Source organism: Thermaerobacter nagasakiensis, assembly GCF_055396825.1.
On sequence record NZ_AP043740.1, the window covers coordinates 338,845 to 356,948 of the forward strand.

The window sequence follows — 18,104 nt, forward strand, 5'->3', positions numbered from 1 at the left end:
GTCGACCGGCATAGGGGAATGCGGCCGCACCGTGCATCGCGCCGGATCCATCGAGCCGGATTCACTGCGGGTTGCAGTATCCTCTAAAGCCCGACCCAGCCTTTTCGTAAGCCCGTCTCAATCGTTTGCCTTGTTGGCCTCCTCGCCACGGGCTACCTGCGGCCCGAACGGATGGCGGGCGGCACGGCTCAACCCGGTCACCCGGTGCCACGGCGCGCGCCCCGATGTGCGGGGACGCCGTTGTGCGGGGATGCTGTCACGCCCGGTCGCAGATCCGGATCCCCCGCAGGGCCGGCTGAACCCGGCTGGCGCGGTCCACCCGTCGTCCTGTACGTCCTAGTTATTTTACCACGTGCCCGGGCCCCCTCCACGCCCGAAGAGCACCCGACGCCTGGAAGCGCCCGGCGCTGGTTGGGCCGGCGGTTTGGCCTACCCTCGTCATAGCGAGCCACACCGATCCAGTGCCCGCTTCGCCGGACCTGCGCCCGGGTCAGGGTGGCCCGATTCATCAACGGCCGTCCCGGCCCGCTTCCCCATGGCCGCCAGGATGAGCCACATCAGGCCGATTGCCAGCACTACATCTCCCGCACTTGCGACGGAGGGGAAGGGGAAGGGTCGAGGCAAAGGGATGATGTCCGCCAGCCAGGGAAGCCGCGTCCCCGGTCCCAGCAGCTGGTGGGTGAGGCTGTCCTCCATACGCAGAAGGGTGAGGGCCGTAGCCCGGTCCGCCCCCCCGGCGGCAACCCGAACCGCCCATTCACTGACCGGCATCCGCCCACCGTTGGCCATGATGACGAGGGCATTGGCGAGGGTTCCCGTAATCAGGAAGGCTGCCCCGGGGAGGTGGCGATTGACCAGAGCAAGAATGACCATTGACCCATAAGCTATTCCCTGCAGTACGGGTGACCAATGATGGAGCCATGGATTGCTCGAAGCCTCGGTGTGCAGCAGCACGGCGCGAATGGCAAAGGGCACAGGCACGGCCAGCCCCCAGCGCAACGGGAGTCTTGCCACATTAACAATGGTGCCGCCTCGCAACCAGCCAACAAGCATGGCCAAAGCCAAGGCAAAAAGGAACATCGGCACCCATCACCCCGGTTCCGGCCCTCACTGCCTCGGCACGTATGCATCATGCGAGGCATCATCGTCCACTACCAAGAGGGGTTCTTCGGCAGCTACTGCGACATCATCCACATAATCCCTGGGCGACCTGGGAACCCAGCCGTATAGTGTTGCGAGATACTGGATGAATTGAAGCTCCGGAGGACGTGTTAGATCGGCAACCCGTTCAGGGTTCGATATCAGATCAAGCAGCACATCCACGATTTTTGGATCAAAGTGCGTTCCAGAACAACGTTTTAACTCATCAATCACCTCGGGCAAGGGCCGACCTGCCTTGTAGGGACGATCGTAAAGCATAGCATCAAATGCATCAGCAACAGCGATGATCCGTGAACCCAAAGGAATTTCCTCTCCCTTGAGTCCATCCGGATAGCCCGTACCGTCATATCTTTCGTGATGGTGGCGAATCCAGTAGGCAACTGTCTCTAAGGAATTGACACCACTTACGATACGGGCACCAATAACAGGGTGCTTCTTCATCTCCTCGTATTCTTCCGGAGAATACTTGCCTGGTTTGTTCAAGATCTCGTCACGGACACCAATCTTGCCAATGTCGTGAAGGATTCCGGCATACTGCAATTGTTCCAACTCAATATCGTTCAAGTTGAGCTGGCGCCCGATATTTACAGCCAACCTGGCCACTCTGTCGGCGTGGCCATACGTGTACCGATCCTTGGCTTCAAGAGCAAGAGCAAGGGCACGAATGGTTCCAAGAAACATCTGATGAATGTCAACATATCTCTGAAAGGAGAATCGAGCAATGACGAGCGGCAACATAAAGAGAAGAACTCCGAACAAGCCGACCCGCTCTTCGATAACGGCAATTAAATATGCTAGGGGCATTAAGGCAAGATAATTTAGCGCGACCGTGTTTTTAAATTGGTGGACCAATTTTCCAAGACTTGTTTGGCTGAACTTCTTTAAATACAAGATGGAGAGCCCAATATTCGTCGCAAAATATACGGCAGCAGCTATCGCGAAAGTAAATACGACCCAAGGCTCCGTAATAGATTCCTCGTTAACCAGCCAGTGAAAAACAGTCCCGCTGATGGCCGCTGCTAAACCTAGTTGGACCCTATTAAATAGAACGGCACGCTTTGGCATACCCGCAAAGTCCGCCGGGCGAACAGTACCAAGGGTCGCAACCAGGACACCTGGTAAAACCCCTTGCGACATAATGGTCACATAAGTAGGAATGAAGCTCAGCGATACCGATCCGCGAATCGCAGGGATCTGGATAGGAAAAGCCTCTGCTAAAAGAGTGAAAAGATATAAAAATAAGGCATGATATGGCTTAGCTTCACCTAGCATGCTTGAGGCCCAAGTAACCAAGCATGTTGTTATTAGGACATAAATTATGTAGCGAAATGTTGGATAACGGTTAAGGGAGAGCATGTTCACACCCCTTTGAAAGTGACTGGTTACTGTGGCCGGACCAGGGTCAGCAGCTAACCTGGACGTTCGAACCGGCAGCCAGAACCAGGGTCGCCAGAAGAAGCAGAACCTTGATCACGCGGGCCATGAAGAATCACTCCGCTCGATCTGCCCCCGCGGCGGTCACTCGACCGCCGGGAAGCGAGCTCCGCTCATGGCCACGCTGCGTAAAACCCGGCCACAGTAACCGAAACCTGTTGTCAAAACTTCGTATCGACAAACATCGCCGCGGCACGGTGGATTCGCCCAGGAAGTCCGTGTCCTAACAGGGGCCGGTAATCCGTGCCAGCGGGCGTGCTTCACACATTCGTTGTCTTACCGCCGATTCCTTCCGGTGCCAGCTGACCGGCCAGGGCAAAGAAGCGGTTCACGCCGTCCAGCACCGCCCGGCACGTGGCCTCCGTCTCGTCCAGCTTGATGAGGACTGCGCCCACGTATTCCTGCACGGGCAGAATGCCGCCCCCGGCCGTGATGCCCACCAGGGCCACCGCCCGGTGACCGAGCCGTACCCGCTGCACGGCAAACACCTCAACCTCCACCATGCGGTAGAGGGCGGCGACGACGGCTCGCGCCGTTGCCGCGGCGGCCATCCGCAGGACGGAAGTGGGGCCTCGCGTGCCGCGGGCCTCGCCCCGGAAGATCCGCTCGCCGTTGCCGAGTTCCACCACGACGCCGACCTGGGTCCCCTCGGTCTCCAGGCGATGACGGAGAAGGCGCAAGCGGGACTCCCCGTACTCGTCACCGGCACCGACCCGGGTGAGGTGAATGGCACCGGTCTCCACGTCCTGACCGAAGCTGATGGCCATCAGGGACTGGACATCGCGAAACAGCTGGTGCTCGGCCCGTCCGGGTCCTGCCAGCAGGTGGATTTCCTGAACACGGCCGCCGGCGTCGACCTCCACATGGGACGAGAGCACGCCCGGCAGACCGAGGAGCGCGGACTCCATGGCCCGGGCGGTCTGATCGGACCACGACGATTGCTGCGACACCCGTAGCATCCTCCCGCCGGCCGCGGTGACGGCCCCTGGTGTCAGGAATAGACGATTCTGCCTTTCTCCACCTTAACCTCCCCCACGGGTCCGGTATAGTCCCAAAATCCCTGCTCCCCCAGCGGAACCCGCGGATACGGGTTTCTCCTTCCCGTACGGAGACGAGAAGTGTCGAAATTGGAAATCGCAGCGCGCATCCAACCTCACCCATCCCATCCGGGAGCCAGCGGCCCGGGGCGAGCAGCGGAGGGAGCGAGATTCGAGGTCAATCGGTGGCGCGAGCCAGAACCCGGCAACTGGGGACCAGAAGACGGCCGTCCGATCCGGGATCGGCCGCGGGGCCGCGGCGCGGGCGCAAGCGAACGCGGCCACGGGCGCCGGGCCCGTGGCCGCGTTGGACCCGTTCCCCCGGCCTAGAACTCCGGCTCGATCAAGCCGTACTGCCCGTCACGCCGCCGGTACAGCACGTTGACCTGGCCGGTGGTGGCATTGGCGAAAACGAAGAAGTCGTGGCCCAGCAGGTTCATCTGGAGGATGGCTTCGTCCACCGTCATGGGCTTGACGGCGAAACGCTTGGTGCGGACGACCCGGCCTTCATCCTCTCCCTCCGGCCACGCCGGTTCGTCCACGGCGGTGTCCAGCTCGGTCACGACCTGGCCGGTGGTGGCCTCGAGGCGACGCGCCTTGCGGTTCAGGCGGGTCTTGAACTTGCGGATCTGGCGCTCCAGCTTGTCGACCACCATGTCGATGGAGGCATACATGTCGTCGGATTCTTCCTCGGCGCGGATCAGGAGGCCGTTGGTGGGTACGGGGATGGTGACCTCGACGATGTGCCGGTCCCGCTCGATGCTCAGGGTGACTTGCGCCTGCAGGGGTTCGCCGTTGAAGTAGCGGGCCACCTTGCCAACCTTCCTGCGGGCGTACTCTTTGAGGGCTTCGGTGACGTCGATGTTCTTGCCGTAGATGGCGATGTTCAACAGCCCTCACTCCTTCCCCTGAACTACTGCAGTAGTTCCGCACCCGACCGGCGTCCTCCTACCGGGCGAAGGCGGCGGGCGGCCGGCTCTCCCGGTTCTCAGCGGGGACTCAACCTACCCGCTCCGCGTACCTGCGGCCGGGGCCCCGCTTCCAAGGTATGGTACCAATCACCGCTCCCGGCGATTCCTTGTGTGGATAGTCTGCCCCCGGGCCACTGTGGATAATGTGGATGATCTGTTGATAAGTACGAGTTCGCCCCTTTTGTGCGGCGAAGGGCCGGAACCCCCTTGTTCATTGGGCTGGGGATAACCGGCCCTCCGTTCCCTACCAGGGACCATCCGAGCCTATCCATTCTTCGTTATTTTCCGGACGAACAGGCCACCACGCCCTGCAACATTCGAAGAACCGCCGGTGCCCGCCCGGGCCGCGGGCTACGGGCCTGCGTGCGGCCGGCTACGGGCCTGCAGGCCGCGGACCACGGGCCTGCGGGGCGGCGGTACCGGTGGTGCCCGCGGTGCAAGACCGGCCGGTCAGCGGGTCGCGGACTCCACCAGCCGGAGGCCGTCGTCCAGCAGGGCACCGACCTCCTCGGGCGATTCGGCCTCCGCATACACGCGGACCACGGGTTCGGTACCGGAAGCACGGAAGAGGATCCAGCGGCTCGGCCCGAAGATCAGCTTGTAGCCGTCCAGGGGGTCGACCTTCTCCACCGGCCAGCCCGCCAGGCGGGCCGGCGGATCGTCCCGCAGCAGGGCCATCAGCCGGTTCTTCCCTTCCGGCGTCAGGTGGAGGTCGCGGCGCTGGAAGTAGTGCGGCCCGATCTCCGCCATCAGGGCCGCCACCTGCTCGCCCAGGGTGCGGCCGCGGGTCGCCATGATCTCCGCCAGCAGCAGGTTGCAGAGAAGGCCATCCCGTTCGGGCATGTGGTTCTTGATGCCGATGCCGCCGCTTTCCTCGCCGCCGATGAGGACGTCTTCCTTGAGGGCATATTCGCAGACGTGCTTGAAGCCGATGGGCGTCTCATGGAAGGGCAGTCCGTACCGGGCCGCCAGCTTGTCGACCATGCGCGTGCCGGCGAAGGTCTTGACCACCGACCCCCTCCAGCCGCGCACTTCCACTAGGTGCTGGAGCAGCAGCGCGAAGATGCGCTGGGCGTCCAGCACCTCGCCGGTGGCGTCCACCGCCCCGACCCGGTCGCCGTCGCCGTCGGTGACCAGGGCCGCCTGGGCACCCAGGCGCCGCACGGCCTCCACCGCCGGACCCAGGTTGCGGGCGATGGGCTCGGGGGCCAGACCGCCGAAACTGGGGTTGAACTCGCCCCGGATCTCGGTCACTTCGGCGCCGGCCTCCCGCAGAAGGTCCGCCAAGACCCCGCGGGCTGCCCCGTGCATCGGGTCGGCCACCAGGCGGAGCCGGGCCGCCCGCAGCCTCTCGAAGTCGACCAGATTCCGCAGCTGCTGGACGTACGGGCCCACGAGGTCGGCCTCTTCCACCCGGCCCAGGCGCCGGGCTTCCTCCGGGTCCATTCCGGCCGGCGGCGCGGCCCCGGCCCGCCCGGCTTCCTGGCGGGCCAGGATCGCCTCCAGCTGGCGGGTTTCTTCCGGCAGGGCCGGGCCTCCGAACCAGCCCTTGAGCTTGAACCCGTTGTATTCGGGCGGGTTGTGGCTGGCGGTGATCATGACACCGGCGCCAAGCTTTCGCGACACGACCGCCCAGCTCAGCGCCGGCGTCGGGCAGGCGGAGCGGGATAGGAGGACGGGAATGCCGGCGGCCGCCAGCACCGATGCCACCGCCGCAGCGAACCGGTCGGAGAGGAACCGGCAGTCATAGCCCACGGCCACGCCCTGGCCGGCGCGGCCGGTGGCCTCGAGGTGATCCGCCAGGGCCCAGGCGACCCGGCGTACGTTGGCGAAGGTGAATTCTTCCGCGATGACCGCCCGCCAGCCGTCGGTGCCGAAGCGGATGGGCGTGGCGGGTACCGATGCCGTTTGGGGCTGGGGCTGGGACTGGGAATGGTTCCGGTCTGCGTGTCCCTTCTGCTGCGCGTCGCTCACCCGGTGCTCACCTCGGTGGAACCTTCGCAACCTGGCTTAGGGTTCCTCCCGGGGAGACCTGGTTGCGCAGCCGGGGGACTCCACGGCGCCGCCGTTACGGAGGGCCGAAGGTTACCGCGCGACGTCCATCCCGGTTACCGCAGGAAGTCCATCAGGGTGGGCTGGACGATACGGGCACCGGCCATCAGCGCCGCCCGGTACGCCGCCTGGGACACCGACAGGCGCATGGCCGTTTCGGCGATGTCCGCATCCTCTACGCCGCTGAGCAGCTGCTCGGTGTCGACGCGGATCTCGTCCATGCGGTAAAGACCCAGCTCGATTCGGTTCACCTTGGCCCCCACCTCGGCGCGGAACCGCAGCAGGCCGTCCAGTGCCTGGTCGAGAGCCGCGATCCCGGTTGCGGATACGGCCTGCAGGTCCCGATTCTGAAGGGCCACCTGCAACCCGCTCAGGGCCGCGAAAGCCGGGTCGAACGCGGCGTCCCCGGGCACGTTGATGGTCAGGGTGGTGCCGGGCGCCACCTCCCGCTGGATGGGCCCGTTGATTCCCTGATAGGTGACGCCGCTGGGACTGGCCGGATCGGCCACGAAGGGCGGTTGCTGCGTCCCGAAACCGCCAAACAGGTACGTGTCGCCCAGGGTGCTGTTGGCCACCTCCAGCAGGTGGTCCTGGAGCTGCTGGACCTCGGCCTGGATGGCCTGGAGGGAGCTGTCCGGCAGGGTACCCGAAGCCGCCCGGACCGCCAGCTCCCGCGCCCGCTGGAGGATCTGGGTCGCCCGGTCCAGGGCGCTGTCGGTCATCTCGAGCCAGTCCCGGGCATCCTGGGCGTTGGCCCGCAGGCGTTCCACCTCGGCCAGGCGCGCCCGCAGGCGCAGGCTGTCCACGGTGGCCACGGGATCGTCCGAAGGGCGCTGCACCCGCTTGCCCGAAGCCAGCTGGTTCTGAAAGGTGCTCAGCCGCTGCTGAGCCCGGCGCAGGTCGGCCAGCAGGGTGGTGATCATCATTCCGCCGGTGATGCGCACCCGTGCTCCCTCCTGTGAGCAGCCCTCGAGGACGCCGCCTCAACGACCCACCAGGCCCGTCCGCTCGATGAGGACGGCCAGCATGGAGTCCACCGCCGTCACCAGCCGGGCCGCCGCCGCGTAGGCGTGCTGGTACCGGACCAGCTGCGTCATCTCCTCGTCCAGGGAAACGCCTCGCACGCTCTCCCGCTGGGCCGCCACCTGATCCATGAGCAGTTGGGTGGTGCGCTGGCCTTCCTGGGCCTGGCGCCCCGCGATGCCCAGCCCCGCTACCACGCTCTCCAGGTAATCCTGGGCCGGCGCCCCGCCGGGCAGAGCCAGGGCGGCGTGGCGCAGCTGCGCCAGGGCCAAGGCATTGCGCCCGTCTCCGGGCGCACCGGCCTCCAGGGCCGCTGCCAGGTTGGCCGGATCGTCCAGGGCGGGATTGACCACCACCGCCTGCAGGTCGGTCCCCGTCCCCAGCAGGAACATGTCCCGGCCTGCCCCGCCGCCCTGGGAGCCGGAAGCGGGGGCATCGTTGAGCCCGTACCCCTCCCGGTGGACCTGGTTGACGGCCGTGGCCAGCGCGAAAAAGAGCGCCTTCAGATCCTGCCGCAAGCCCGCCACCAGCCGGTCCCGCGACTCGAGAAAGCCGTCGATCTCGCCGCCCTCCAGCACCGTGTCGTCAAGGGGCAGGAGGGCGGGTCCGGCCCCGGTGCCGGCACCCGGCTCACCGGCCAAGGCACCCGTCCCGGTACCCTCCGCCAGGACCTGGGCCGTTCCCGACCAGTAGATCCGGACCACCAGGTCGCCGGCACCCGGATCGCCGGGGGCCGGCCCGCCGCCCGGGCTGCCGGCGCCACCGGTGCCGCCGCCGGTGGCCGCGACCGGTTCTTCCCGGACCACCAGCAGGTGGACGACCCGGCCGTCCACCAGGGGCAGCCCGGCCACCTCGACCCGCAGGGCGCCGCCCTCCCGTTCCGTCACCCGGACCGGCAGCAGGCCGCCCAGCTCCTCCACCAGCCGGTCCCGTTCATCCAGCAGGTCGTTGGGCGACTGCCCTGCTGCGGTGGCGACCTGGATGCGGCGGTGGAGGTCGGCCAGCTGGGTGGCGATCTGGTTGGCGCGGTCGACCCGGGCGAGGATGCTGGCGTCCAGGTTGCGCTGGAGGTCCGCCAGCTGGCGGTCCGCCTCCTGAAAGCGTTCCAGCAGGGTATGGGCCTGCTGAATGGCCGCCGTCCGCGCCGGCAGGCTGTCAGGACGGTTCGCCACGACCCCCAGGGCCTCCCAGAAGTCGGCGAGGGCCCGGGCCAGGCCGGCGTCGGATGGTTCACCCAGGATGGTCTCCAGCTCCGCCAGGGTCTGGGTGCGAACCTGCCAGCGTCCCAGCTGCCCCTGCAAGTCCCGCACCTGCCGGTCGAGGAACAGGTCCCGGACCCGCTGGATCCCGGCCACCTGCACCCCGGTCCCCACCTGGCCGGCTGCCACCGCCATGGCCCGGGAGGGTGGCGCGTAGGAAGGCGTGGGCGCCAGGCGCGCCACTTGCCGGGAGTAACCGGGGGTGCTGGCGTTGGCGATGTTGTGCCCGGTCACATCCAGGGCTCGCTGCTGGGCCCAGAGGCCGAGCCGGGCCAGTTCGAGTCCGAAGAAGGTGCTGCGCACGGGGGCATCATCCTTTGACCCTTGAAACGCCTAGGCACCTGAATGCCGCACCATGCCTGACAACCATGCCTGACACAAGAAGCCTGACACAAGAAGCTTAAAAGGCCCGGTCCACGGCCAGGGCCGGCGGCCGCCACTGCAACTGGCCGTCGGGTCCGTACCCCGGGCCGGCGGTACCTCGGGCCGCCGCCAGGCTCTGCAGGCCGAACCGGGCCCAGGCCAGGCCCTGGCGCGCCAGCGCCCGGTTCTGGCGGTTGAGCTGCTCTACACCCTCTGCCAGCGCCTTCAGGGAATCCCGGCAGCGGGCGAGGGCCGGGGCCAGGTCGGGAACGCGGCGGGCCAGCTCCTCCCAGGACAAGCGGGCGGGATCGAGCCCCCATGCCGCCGCCAGCTCCTGTTGCAGGTCGAACCGGCGCCGCTCCAGCTCGCCGATCACCCGCAGGCATTCCTCTTCGGAGGCCAGGGCCGCCTCGATGACCGCCGGGTCCCCCGCAACCAGGGCCCGGTTGGTCGCCCGGGTGGCTTCCAGCAGCCGCGCCCAGGGTTCCACCATGGCCGCCAGCTGGGCGACCAGCTGATGCGCCAGGGCTGCGGCAGGTGCGGCCGGTGCCTCGCCGGTCGCAGGGGCCGGGGCCACGGGGACGGCAGGGGCGGGCTCCGATCCTTCGCCGGCGGCCGGGAAGGCGGGGCCGGGCCGGGCCGGGACAATGGGCGCCATGCTCACCGGTCCTCCTGAACCCGGTCCGCCAGCAGGCGGTACAGCATCCGCTCCGCCACCTGCTGGGCGTCGATCTGGTACTCCCCGCGGGCAATCTGCGCCCGCAACGCCGCCACCCGCTCCGCCCGAACCTCGGGCAACCCGCGGGTTTCGTCCACCAGCCGCTGGACTGCCGCGGCCGCGGGGGAGAGGTCGACCCGATCGCGGCCGGGTACTGGTGCGCCGCCGGCTGCCCCGGTACCCGAAGACACTCCGGGTGCGGCCGGCTGGACGGGACCCGGGCTCCCCGCCGGGCCAGCGGCCGGGGTACCGGCGCCTGGTTGCATGCCGTAGGCCTTCAGCGCATTCAAGACCTGCTGCCGGGAGATGATCATTGCCCCGTCCTCCTCGCCAGCTGTGACTAACCCGGTTTTCGTGACGCCGGGTCGTGATGTTTAGAGGGGACTGCGGCACCGTTACAACGGCATCATCTCCCCCGAGCGTTCGGGCGCGGTATACCGGGCGGGCTGGAGGGGGGTGGCCGCTGCCACCAGGCCGTAGACAGCCCCCGCCCCCAGCGCCTGGAGGGCCTCGCAGGCCGCAGCCAGGGTGCGCCCGGTGGTGAGCACATCGTCCACCAGAAGAACCGGCCGCCCCGCCAGCCGACGGGCCCTGGGCGAGGGGGCGAAGACGCCGGCCACGTTCAGCCGCCGCCCCGCCGCCCCCAGGGTGGCCTGGCCGGCTCCGGCTTGGCGCCGCACCAGCAGGTTTTCCGCCAGCTGCCAGCCTCCCGTCCGGGCCACGGCCCGAGCCAGAAGGATCGCCTGATTGAAGCCCCGCTGGCGCAGCCGGTCGGGGTGCATGGGCACGGGTACAACCAGCGCCGCTGCCGGCCAGCCCCCGGTCCGGGCGGCCATGGCGCGACCCAGGAGTTCGGCCAGGTAGGGCTCGTCTTCGTATTTCATCCGCAGGATGAGGCGCCGTAAGAGGCCCCGGTAAGTCCCCACCGCCCGGACGGCCACCCAGGGCGGTCCCAGGGTGCGGCACTGGCTGCAGGGTTCGTCCGGATGGGCAAGCCAGGCAGGCCGGTCGCACCACAGGCACCGGCTGCCGGGCTCGTGTCCCAGCCGGGCCTGGCAGCGCGGGCATATCGCAGGGTCGGCCGGCGGCCAGTGGGGCAGGTCAGCCCCGCAGCCCAGGCAATAGGGTGGCCAGGGGAAGACCCAGGCCAGGAGCTCGTCGCGCACGGCGGCCCACACCTTCTGCCAGTTCCCCCCTGGCCTCGGGCGGGGGCCGGTGAAGGCCCAGCCTGCCCGGCACTCCCCGGAACGTTGCGGGGGCATCGCCTCCCAGCCCCTCTCCCTGCGCTCGCCAGGCGGTGACAGCCCTGGGCGGCCGCCGGCCGGAAAAGCCTCACGCGTGCTCGCGGCGGTACCGCTCCCGGTGGTGGCGCTTTTCGCGGTACATGTTGCGGTCGGCGGCGGCGATGAGGTCTTCATCGGTGGGGCCGTCATAGGGGTACACGGCGACCCCCAGGCTGAAACGGAGGGGGAAGAAGATCTGGCCCGAGAGGTCGGTGAAACGGTACCTCAGGGCGGCTTCCCGGATGCGGTCGGCCACCGCTTCGGCCTCTTCCCGGCGGGCACCGGGCAGGATGGCGACGAACTCGTCGCCCGCATACCGGGCGACCAGATCCTGCTGGCGCACCGAATGCCGCAGGAGGTCGGCGAACTGCCGCAGGACGTGATCGCCGTCCCGGTGGCCGAACTGGTTGTTGATGTCGGAAAAGTTGTCCAGGTCGATCAGGATCAGCGCCAGGGGCTGGCCCGTAGCACTGGCCCGCCGCACCGCCTCCCGCAGGCGCATGCTGAAGAACCGGTAGTTGTAAAGGCCCGTCATCGGGTCGGTGTGGGCCATGGTCTGGGTCCGGCCATAGATCAGGCCGTTCTGGATCGCCATGGCCATTGGCGACGCGAGGATGGACAGCAGGCGCCGCTCGCGATCGCCAAAGGCCCGGTGGCGCCGGGCCAGGCACAGGCAGCCCATGAGCCGCTCGTCGGCCGAGAGGGGTACCGCCAGCACGCTGGACGGCTCGAAGTTCTCCGTCACCAGGGTGGGCTCGTCCACGTGCTCGACAAGCTGGCGCTCCCTGGCGGCCCGCCGGACGGCCCCCTCCCCTGCCACCCGGCCCTGAACCTCCCCCGCATCGGGATGGACCGCATGCTGCAGGCGCAGCACGTCGCCCTCTTCCGCCAGGTAGACGGCGAAGGCGTCCGACGGTGCCAGCTGCTGCACGGCCCGGTCGATCCAGCCGAAGGCATCGTCCAGTTCCAGCACGCAAGCCAGTCCCTTGGTGATCTCATACAGCGACTGCAGGTCGTGGTGGGCCTCCACCAGCCGCATGTGCAGGCGGAGCAGGTAGTTGATCATCAGGAAGAGGGTCAGGCCCACGGCCATGCCGATTTCACCGTACGCCTGAAAGGCGATCATCACCACCGAATGGGCGGCCACGGCGAAGGCGGTGCTGAGGGCATCCACCGGCAACCAGCGGAAGAACAGGCGGAGGAACTCCCGGGTGGGATGGGCCTGGTGATAGTAAAGGGCCAGGCCCACCAGGGCATTGTTCATCACCCAGTAGATCGCCACATAAACAAAGACCAGGTGGAGCGGCGGAACGGTGATCCCCGTGGGCGCGGGCCAGGGATGGAGGCCGAGCCGCGTCGAAACGGCCCCTGCCGTCAGGATGGTCAGGGCGAACTGGCCGGCGTTGAACAGGGTGCGGTCCCAAGGCCGGCGGTTCAGCACCCCGTAGCCGATGAGGTTGCCCAGCACGTTGATGATGGCCGCGGGCACGGTACCGTACAGCAACTGGGCCGTGAGGGTGACCCCGAAAGTCAGCGACATCGCCCCGCCGCCGGGCATCGGCAGCGGGTAGGCGTCCATCAGGACGGCCGCGGCGAGCATCATCAACATGGGCAGGGCGGGAACGGGCTCCCACTGGCGCAAGGCCAGGATCAGAGCCACCATCCCGCCCACACCGACGGCCAGGATATACACCCGCTGCGGGCTACGCCAGGACCTCACCGGCGATCGTGACCCCCACCCCGTGTCGCGGTCCTTATTTCATTCTCAACCTGTCATGCATTTCCTGCTGGATGCCGACGCCTCGAGCAGGTGAATGAGGGGTACGCGGAGGTCCTGCCAGCGCCATCCGCCGGGATTCGTCAGGTCGATGGTCACCGCCAGCGGCGCCCCGGTGACGAAAAGCGCCGCCTCCAGCGGGCCGGGCGCCCCCGAACGCTGGGCCGGCCAGCGCAGGACCTGCAGGGTCGGGACCCGCTGGCGCAAACGGTAGAGGATGGCGGCGGTTTCATCGGCAGACCCGCAGTCCACCACCACGATGGGCGAACCGGGTGCGAGGGCAGCCAGGTCCTCCACGAATCCCTCGATGAAGGAAGCCGCGTCCCGCACCAGCACCACCAGGGGCCAGGGTTCCCACCCCTGGGGCTGGACCCGGCGCCGCCCGCGGTGCCATGCACCCCGCAACGCGCCCAGCACACCGGCCGCCGTCACGACGGCCAGGACCGCCAGGGCCCACCACACGGCATCGTGCCCCATGGACTCGGCACCCCCGTGGGGCCGGGAGGTCAGGGTCGTCATGGTGCTGTCGCGGTTCCAAGGTATGCCGCGGCGGACCGGAAGGTCCCTGAGCGGACGAACCGTCACCCGGGCGGTCCCCAAGACGGAAAAGGCCGGACCGGCCGCCGCCCCCTGCGGGGCGCCGCCGCCTGCCCGGCCAGGACGCATAAGGCCCGTCAAAGCGGCTGTACAAGGCTGCAACCCCGAAGGCCTGCCGCGACGGGCACCCGGTCACATCCGCACCCGGTCACATTCTCTGGCTGCACCGGGTGGCGCGTTGCCGTGCCGCAGGGCCGTTCCTCGGCCGGACGGCTTACCCGCAACCCTGCGACCGGGCTGCGGCCCCGCGACCCCGGCCGCGGCCCGCAACCGGCCCCGGTCGCGCCCTGCAAGCACCGGACCCTACAGCGCCACCGCCACCTCGGCCAGCGGATCGTCGGGCATCGCCCCCAGCCCCGCCGCCTCCCGCAACTGGGCTGCCCGGTCGATCTTCTCCCAGGGCAGGTCCAGATCGGGCCGCCCGAAGTGGCCGTAGGTGGCCACCTGGCGGTAGATGGGCCGGCGCAGGTTCAGGTGGTGGATGATGGCCCCTGGTCGCAGGTCGAAGTGCTGGCGCACCAGATCTTCGATGCGGTCGTCGGGGATGAGGCCCGTGCCGAAGGTGTCCACACGGATGGACACGGGCTGGGCCACGCCGATGGCGTAGGCCACCTGGATCTCGCAGCGCTCCGCCAGCCCCGCGGCCACCACGTTCTTGGCCACCCAGCGGGCGGCGTAGGCACCGGAACGGTCGACCTTGGTCGGGTCCTTGCCCGAGAAGGCGCCACCGCCGTGGCGGGCATAGCCGCCGTAGGTGTCGACGATGATCTTCCGGCCCGTCAGACCGGCGTCGCCCTGGGGGCCGCCGACCACGAACCGCCCGGTGGGGTTGATGTAGATCCGCGTCTTCTCGTCCAGCATGGGCGCCGGGACGACAGCGTCGATGACGTGCTGGCGCAGGTCCTCTTCCAGCCGGGCGCGGCTGACGTCCTCCCGGTGCTGGGTCGACACCACCAGGGCGGCCACCCGCACGGGGCGCGTCCCTTCATATTCGATGGTCACCTGGGCCTTGCCGTCGGGGCGCAGGTAGGGAAGCAGGCCGGACTTGCGCACCTCCGCCAGCCGGCGGGTCAGCCGGTGGGCCAGGGTGATGGGCAGCGGCATCAGCTCCCGCGTCTCCCGGCAAGCGAAGCCGAACATCATCCCCTGGTCGCCGGCGCCGATGCGGGCGAAGTCGTCCGGCGGGGCTTCGCCGTGGCGCACCTCCCAGGCATCGAGGACGCCCTGGGCGATGTCCGGCGACTGCTCGTCGATGGCCGTCAGCACCGAGCAGGTGTCCGCGTCGAACCCGTACTTGGCCCGGGTGTAGCCGATCTCGCGCAGCACGTCGCGGACCAGCGCCGGGATGTGGACGTAGCAGGTGGTCGAGATCTCGCCCATCACCAGGACCATGCCCGTGGTCACCGCCGTCTCGCAGGCAACCCGGGCCTGGGGATCCTGCTCGAGGATGGCGTCCAGGACCGCGTCGGAGATCTGGTCCGCGATCTTGTCGGGGTGGCCCTCCGTCACCGATTCCGAGGTAAACAGGTGGCGGCCCCTGGCTCGCGTCACGCGGGGTTCCTCCTTTCCGCGAGACAGAGATAGAGATAAAAGGACCCCTTCTCCGAGGAGAAGGAGCCTCCATCCCTGCGGCCCGGGCGGTGGGGTGGCGGAAGGCCGCTGCGCCCCGCCCCGCGGCCGGTTCGTCTGGATGAACCGGTGCAACCCGGCGGTCGAACCGGCCGGGCCTCCTTAAACCCAGGTTAGTCTAGCAACCCCCGCGCCGTGGTGTCAATTGGCGCTGTCAACGGGTGTCGACGACGGCGCGTTGCGGGCGTAGGCGGCCACGGCCCGCCGGGCCTGCTCGAGGAAGTGGGCCCGCTCGGCCAGGGCTTCATGGCGGACGGCCAGGGCCAGGCGGAGCTGGCGGTCGGCCTCCAGGGCCTGGCGAAGGTGCTCTTCCAGCTGGGCCAGCCACTGCCGGGCGGCCTCCCCGCCGGGCAACCCGCGTCCGCCGGGGGCTGCCCCCGCATGCAGCCGGTGCAGCCGGGCGCTGACCTGTTCCTGGAGGAACCGGCGGGCCTCCAGCTCCGCCCGGGCGGTCTCCCAGTCGCCCCGCCCGGCGGCCGCCTGGGCCCGCCGGCCCCGCTCGATCCACCGGTCCAGGTCCCTGCGGGTTTCCAGCACCAGTTCCCAGAGGTCGGTCTCGCTCATGACGGCACCTCCGGGGACGGCGCCGGACGGGTTCCACCCGTGCCCTCGGTGCACAGGGCGGCCCAGGCTTCCCGGATGGGAGCCAGGACCCGCACGGCGTCGGCCGCCAGCCGGGGGTTGGCCTTGACGTTGGCCTCGATGAGCCGCTCCTGGCAGAACAGGTACAGGGCGGTCAGCCGGGCGGCCAGCTCGCCCCCCTGCTGGTGGTCCAGGGCCAGCATCAGCTCGCGCAGGAAGTCCTGGGCGCGGGTCAGGGCCCGGTGCAGCCGCTCGCGGCCGCCGGGGGCCTTGAGGTCGACCTGCAGGGCGCGGGCCACCTCCCGCAGCACGCCGTCCATCAGCATCAAGACCAGGACCTGGGGCGGCGCCGTCAGCACCCGGGTCGCCACGTAGGCCCGGGCCGGATGGACCACGGCCCGCCGGGGCAGGCCGTGGGGGAAACCCCCACCCTCGCGCCCCTTCTGCGCCGGTGCCCCCGCCTCGCCCGGGCGCCGGCCGGTTGCGGATCCGGCGGCTTCCGATCCCGGCATCCCGCCGGTCTCCGGCTCCGGCTTCACACCCGCGATGATTGCGCCTTGCTCAGCGATTCCGCCCTGGCCGCCGCTTGCCTTCAGCATGGGCCAACCCCTCCCGCCTGCTGCCCGCGCGTTGGGCCGCCTGCCCTGCCGGTCACCGTGTCCTCCCGCCTGCATTTCGCCCTGCCATTCAACCCGGCCTTTTCCCTGCCTTGCCCCCGCTGTCCCACCAGCCGCCGGCCCCGCCGTTCACCGGTATGTCAGTCCTTCGGCCGCAGGGACGCCAGCTGGTTCACCTGCTGGACCAGCCACTGCTCCTGGGACTGGAGGGTGGAGAGCAGGGTCTCCAGCGCCTCGAACTGCCGGGTCAGGTTCTGCTCCCGCAACTTGAGGCGGTACTCCATCCGCTCCATCTGCTCGGCGTAGTCCCGGGCCCGGTCGTCCAGGGAGTCGATGCGCCGGTCGAAGAGCCCGGTGTTCGTCTTGAGCCATCCGTCCAGGGCCTTCTGCAGCCGCACGAAGACCCCGTCGTCGCTGGTGGCGGAGGCGTCGGGGTCGCCCGCCAGCAGCCGCTGCACCCCCGCCCGGTCGGCCGCCAGCGCCTCCCGCAGCTTCGCCTCGTCGAGCTGCAGGGCGCCCGACTTGTCCTGGGTGGTGATGCCCACGGCGGCCAGCCGGTCCAGGGTGGTCGAACCCGCCAGCGCCGCCACGGGGTCCGAGACCATGCGCCGCAGCTCGTTGCGCAGGGTGGTGAGGAGCACGTCGCCCCCCAGCTTGCCTCCGCCCGCGCCCTGGTAGTCCTGCTGCTGCGCCATGAAGGACAGGGCGCTGTTGTACTGCTCGATGAACTTCTTCACCGCATCGACCACGGCGTCGTCGTCCCAGGCCACGGTGACGGTGACGGGATTGCCCGGGGCGGCCTGGTGCAGCTCCAGGGTGACCCCCTGGATCACGTCGCCCACGGTGTTGGACGAGCGGGTGAAGGCGAGGCCGTTGACGGTGAACTGGGCATCCTGGCCCGTGACCAGCACCCGGCGTTCCGCCCCGGTGGCGTCGATCAGCCCCAGGGACTGGGCCACCGTGCCGCTCACATCGCTGACGTCGATGGCGCCCTGGCCCGTGTGGGTGCGGGTGATCACCAGATGGCCGCCGATCACCTCCGCCCGCACGGCGCTGGCCTCCGCCGCGGGGTCCGCCTGCACCGCCTGTTCGACCGCCGCGTTGATCCGGTCGCGGATGGCGTTCAGGGAGTCCGTGGTGTCGACGGTGACGTCAAAGCTGGTGCTGCCGACGGTGATGCGAAAGGTCCCGCTCAGGTTCAGCGCGGCCTGGGGGTCGGCCACCGGGTCGTAGGTGGCGATGGAGTGGGCCGTGGCCAGCTGCTGCACCTCGACCGTGTAGGTGCCCGGGGTGGCGGCGGCGGAAGCCTCCGCCGTCACCCGTGCCTCGTCGCTGCTGGTGGACCGCGGCCGCCAGAACAGGTCCTGCGCCAGGACATCCGCGATGCGGTCCTGCAGGGTGTCGATGCGGGAGCGGATGTCGCTCCAGGCGTTCTTCTCGGACTCGATCTCCAGCTTGCGCCGCTCGAGCAGCAGCAGCGGCCGCCGCTCGATCTGCATCAGCTGCTCGACGAGCTGCTCCCAGTCGAGACCGCTGGCCAGTCCACCGATGCGCATGGTAGTCCTCCTTGCCCGAACCCTTGGCCTACCTCGCCCGAGTCA

The 18,104-nt window shown here is 68.8% G+C and carries 16 protein-coding genes; all 16 read right to left on the reverse strand.

Annotation, left to right across the window (positions count from 1 at the left end; translation table 11 throughout):
• Positions 1–438: 438 nt before the first annotated feature.
• The 16 genes from ACZ5T9_RS01390 to fliD all read right to left on the reverse strand — a co-directional run bounded on the left by ACZ5T9_RS01390 (position 439) and on the right by fliD (position 18,059).
• On the reverse strand, positions 439–1,080 hold the full coding sequence (locus ACZ5T9_RS01390) for a DUF5317 domain-containing protein (protein WP_006904650.1): 642 nt from the start codon (positions 1,078–1,080) through the stop codon (positions 439–441).
• 27 nt (positions 1,081–1,107) lie between these two features.
• Positions 1,108–2,517, reverse strand: coding sequence for an HD-GYP domain-containing protein (locus tag ACZ5T9_RS01395; RefSeq protein ID WP_464834467.1), 1,410 nt, complete (start codon positions 2,515–2,517; stop codon positions 1,108–1,110).
• A gap of 338 nt (positions 2,518–2,855) precedes the next feature.
• Positions 2,856–3,545, reverse strand: coding sequence for a hypothetical protein (locus ACZ5T9_RS01400; RefSeq protein WP_464833544.1), 690 nt, complete (start codon positions 3,543–3,545; stop codon positions 2,856–2,858).
• A gap of 413 nt (positions 3,546–3,958) precedes the next feature.
• Positions 3,959–4,522: a ribosome hibernation-promoting factor, HPF/YfiA family gene (gene hpf, locus ACZ5T9_RS01405; protein WP_464833545.1), complete on the reverse strand. Its 564-nt coding sequence runs from the start codon at positions 4,520–4,522 to the stop codon at positions 3,959–3,961.
• Positions 4,523–5,053: 531 nt separating this feature from the next.
• Positions 5,054–6,577 (reverse strand): phosphoglucomutase/phosphomannomutase family protein, encoded by a 1,524-nt coding sequence (locus ACZ5T9_RS01410; protein WP_464833546.1) that lies wholly within the window; start codon positions 6,575–6,577, stop codon positions 5,054–5,056.
• A 134-nt stretch (positions 6,578–6,711) separates the two neighbouring features.
• Entirely contained in the window at positions 6,712–7,599 is an 888-nt protein-coding gene (gene flgL / locus ACZ5T9_RS01415; RefSeq protein WP_464833547.1) for a flagellar hook-associated protein FlgL, read from the reverse strand.
• A 39-nt stretch (positions 7,600–7,638) separates the two neighbouring features.
• Positions 7,639–9,240, reverse strand: a complete 1,602-nt coding sequence (flgK, locus tag ACZ5T9_RS01420) for a flagellar hook-associated protein FlgK (RefSeq protein WP_464833548.1) — start codon at positions 9,238–9,240, stop codon at positions 7,639–7,641.
• A gap of 97 nt (positions 9,241–9,337) precedes the next feature.
• Positions 9,338–9,958 carry a flagellar protein FlgN gene (locus ACZ5T9_RS01425; RefSeq protein ID WP_464833549.1) on the reverse strand — a complete coding sequence of 207 codons (621 nt, stop codon included), beginning with the start codon at positions 9,956–9,958 and terminating at the stop codon, positions 9,338–9,340.
• Between the two features lie 2 nt (positions 9,959–9,960).
• On the reverse strand, positions 9,961–10,332 hold the full coding sequence (gene flgM, locus ACZ5T9_RS01430) for a flagellar biosynthesis anti-sigma factor FlgM (RefSeq protein WP_464833550.1): 372 nt from the start codon (positions 10,330–10,332) through the stop codon (positions 9,961–9,963).
• An 81-nt stretch (positions 10,333–10,413) separates the two neighbouring features.
• Entirely contained in the window at positions 10,414–11,184 is a 771-nt protein-coding gene (locus ACZ5T9_RS01435) for a ComF family protein (protein WP_242823315.1), read from the reverse strand.
• A 166-nt stretch (positions 11,185–11,350) separates the two neighbouring features.
• Positions 11,351–13,021, reverse strand: a complete 1,671-nt coding sequence (locus ACZ5T9_RS01440) for a GGDEF domain-containing protein (protein ID WP_464833551.1) — start codon at positions 13,019–13,021, stop codon at positions 11,351–11,353.
• A 45-nt stretch (positions 13,022–13,066) separates the two neighbouring features.
• Complete coding sequence (locus tag ACZ5T9_RS01445; protein WP_464833552.1) at positions 13,067–13,597, reverse strand: hypothetical protein; 531 nt, start codon at positions 13,595–13,597, stop codon at positions 13,067–13,069.
• A 381-nt stretch (positions 13,598–13,978) separates the two neighbouring features.
• The gene (metK, locus tag ACZ5T9_RS01450) at positions 13,979–15,226 is read right to left on the reverse strand and encodes a methionine adenosyltransferase (RefSeq protein WP_464833553.1); all 1,248 of its coding nucleotides are present in this window, start codon (positions 15,224–15,226) and stop codon (positions 13,979–13,981) included.
• 219 nt (positions 15,227–15,445) lie between these two features.
• A complete protein-coding gene (locus ACZ5T9_RS01455) occupies positions 15,446–15,868 on the reverse strand; it encodes a hypothetical protein (RefSeq protein ID WP_464833554.1) in 423 nt (140 codons plus the stop codon).
• Positions 15,865–16,398, reverse strand: a complete 534-nt coding sequence (gene fliS / locus ACZ5T9_RS01460; protein WP_464833555.1) for a flagellar export chaperone FliS — start codon at positions 16,396–16,398, stop codon at positions 15,865–15,867. The genes ACZ5T9_RS01455 and fliS overlap by 4 nt, the downstream gene beginning before the upstream one ends.
• 245 nt (positions 16,399–16,643) lie before the next feature.
• A complete protein-coding gene (fliD, locus tag ACZ5T9_RS01465; protein WP_464833556.1) occupies positions 16,644–18,059 on the reverse strand; it encodes a flagellar filament capping protein FliD in 1,416 nt (471 codons plus the stop codon).
• Between the last annotated feature and the right edge of the window lie 45 nt (positions 18,060–18,104).